Source organism: Bacillus sp. B4EP4a, from assembly GCF_006680105.1.
GTDB classification, from domain to species: Bacteria; Bacillota; Bacilli; order Bacillales; family DSM-1321; genus Peribacillus; species Peribacillus simplex_E.
In genome coordinates this window covers 1-2,054 of record NZ_VHIK01000094.1, presented here as the reverse complement: position 1 = coordinate 2,054, position 2,054 = coordinate 1, and the positions used below count along the sequence as shown (strand labels likewise).

General features: G+C 32.4%; 1 protein-coding gene. It reads left to right on the top strand.

Annotation, left to right across the window (positions count from 1 at the left end):
- The first annotated feature begins 190 nt into the window (after window positions 1-190).
- Window positions 191-697, top strand: coding sequence for an acyltransferase (locus tag FNK51_RS26145; RefSeq protein ID WP_220127012.1), 507 nt, complete (start codon window positions 191-193; stop codon window positions 695-697).
- The last annotated feature ends 1,357 nt before the right edge of the window (window positions 698-2,054 follow it).

Sequence of the window (2,054 nt, the reverse complement as noted above, 5' to 3'; positions counted from 1 at the left end):
TTATTTTATCAAATTTTTCTGTGTATACTTCTATCATTTTCGTCAAATCCATAGATTCTGATAAATCAAGCGACCTCTATTGTAATTGTAATTGGTCGTGAATTACAATAGGACATATTTTTATAGATATAGAGTATCTTTTCCAATAAAATCATGTATACTTTGTTTTATTGGAAGGTAGGTATTGATTTTGTCAAAAAAAATTATTAAACACTTATCGAGAGTCATTTGGCATAGTATCGTTAATTCATTCGCTTCATCGGTATTAGTACCAAACAAGCTTAGATGTGCAATTTATCGTCTTTGTGGTCTGTATAATATTAATACTAACAGTATTTTGCCTGGTACTTTTTTCATGTGGAAAAGTATATCAATAGGTTCCAATTCATTTGTTAACCGCAGATGTTTCTTTGATGTTACTACAAACATTGGAGATAATTGTGATATTGGTTTTGAAGTTATGTTTTGTTCCTCTACTCATGAAATTGGATCATGTGACAGAAGAGCTGGAACACCCATAGGAAAACCGATTAAAGTTGAAAATGGGTGTTGGATTGGCGCTCGATCAATAATTCTTCCTGGAGTAACTATTGGACAAGGCTGTATAATTGCAGCAGGTTCTGTTGTCACTAAAGATTGTGAACCAAGTGGACTATATGGAGGAGTACCTGCAAGAAGAATTAAAGAACTTAATTAAAAAGGAGTTATTAGTAGCTTCTTTATAATAATCTTTTTTACTATTTGATAGTTGGACCCAAACTTCAGGTAACTTTAATTCTCAAATATTAGAACCTCGTGGGTAATACCATATTTATTTATGAATAAGATAAATAAATAGATTGTCATGCGGAAGCCTCCGATATTCAATTATCGGGGGCTTTCCATATTCACAACATTTAGCATCAATACTTTCGGCTGACTTAACAATTAAAGCCTTATTTTGATAATGACTCTGTCAATTTCTAAGGTATATTTTTGGAGTTAAGTCGCCAGAGTTTTTAGGTCTGGCTCTCCTTTTTCCATTTGCGTTAATATGGTTGCACTAATAATGAAACAACTTTTTTAAAGAGACTGTTCATGCCTTACCCTATTCACATCCTAAACACCATCAAGCAAATTTTTAAAACCCCATTTAAAGTATGTAATGGTTTTATTTTTTTAAAGTAATGTTATTGTGTTTCCTGTTTCCCTCTTTGGCTATTGCTTCTTTTTTTTGTCCAAAACGACAGTTTCCCCATCACCTTAAATTGGTATTTTATTTATCAAGGGGCATACATATGACAGCAATTACTCACATTGGATTGGCTGTACCTGATTTGGATGCTGCGATAAAATACAGGTGTTGGGATTCAAGTTATTGGCTGGTCCCTTTATGATGCTATTGATGAGAAAAATATGAGTATGACGAATGCTCTTCTTGGTGAGATGGGTAACACTTAACATCTTTATAGATGTTCTTAAACAGCACAGTTGTCGGTACTTCGAAAAATCTAGAAAAGCCAGCATCATATCAAAATCCTGGTAGGATATATAAGATTGTTTTAATTTCATGAGAAAGCCGACTGATTCAACTTATCTGCTTAATCTTAAGGATTTAATTGTAAAGTAATTGCTTCAAATGCCTCATATACAAAGAAAACGCTTTCATTTATAATTATCACAAGAAAACCAAGCCGAGAGGTGTGTTCAATATGGTAGGTGAAAATGAAGGGAATTTCTTTAAAGGACTTTTGTTTGGTACATCTTTGAGCATACCGTTATGGATTTCTTTTATTGGATGGATAAAATTGATCATTAATAGTATATTTTAGAGCCCTAGGCTCTTTTTATTTTGCTTTGGTCGAGACAAACTCTGCGAGCATGAAATCCTAATAATAAACACGAATTCCCATCAAATTTTTAACTCCATGTTAAGTATATAATGGTTTTATTTGTTTTAAGTAATGTTATTGTAATCCCTGTTTCCTTCTGTCTTTTTTGTTGTATGATAGAAAAAAAGGAGTTTTGGGAATGATTATTCTGCAGTATATTGGAAAAGTTTTTTCATTCATGCA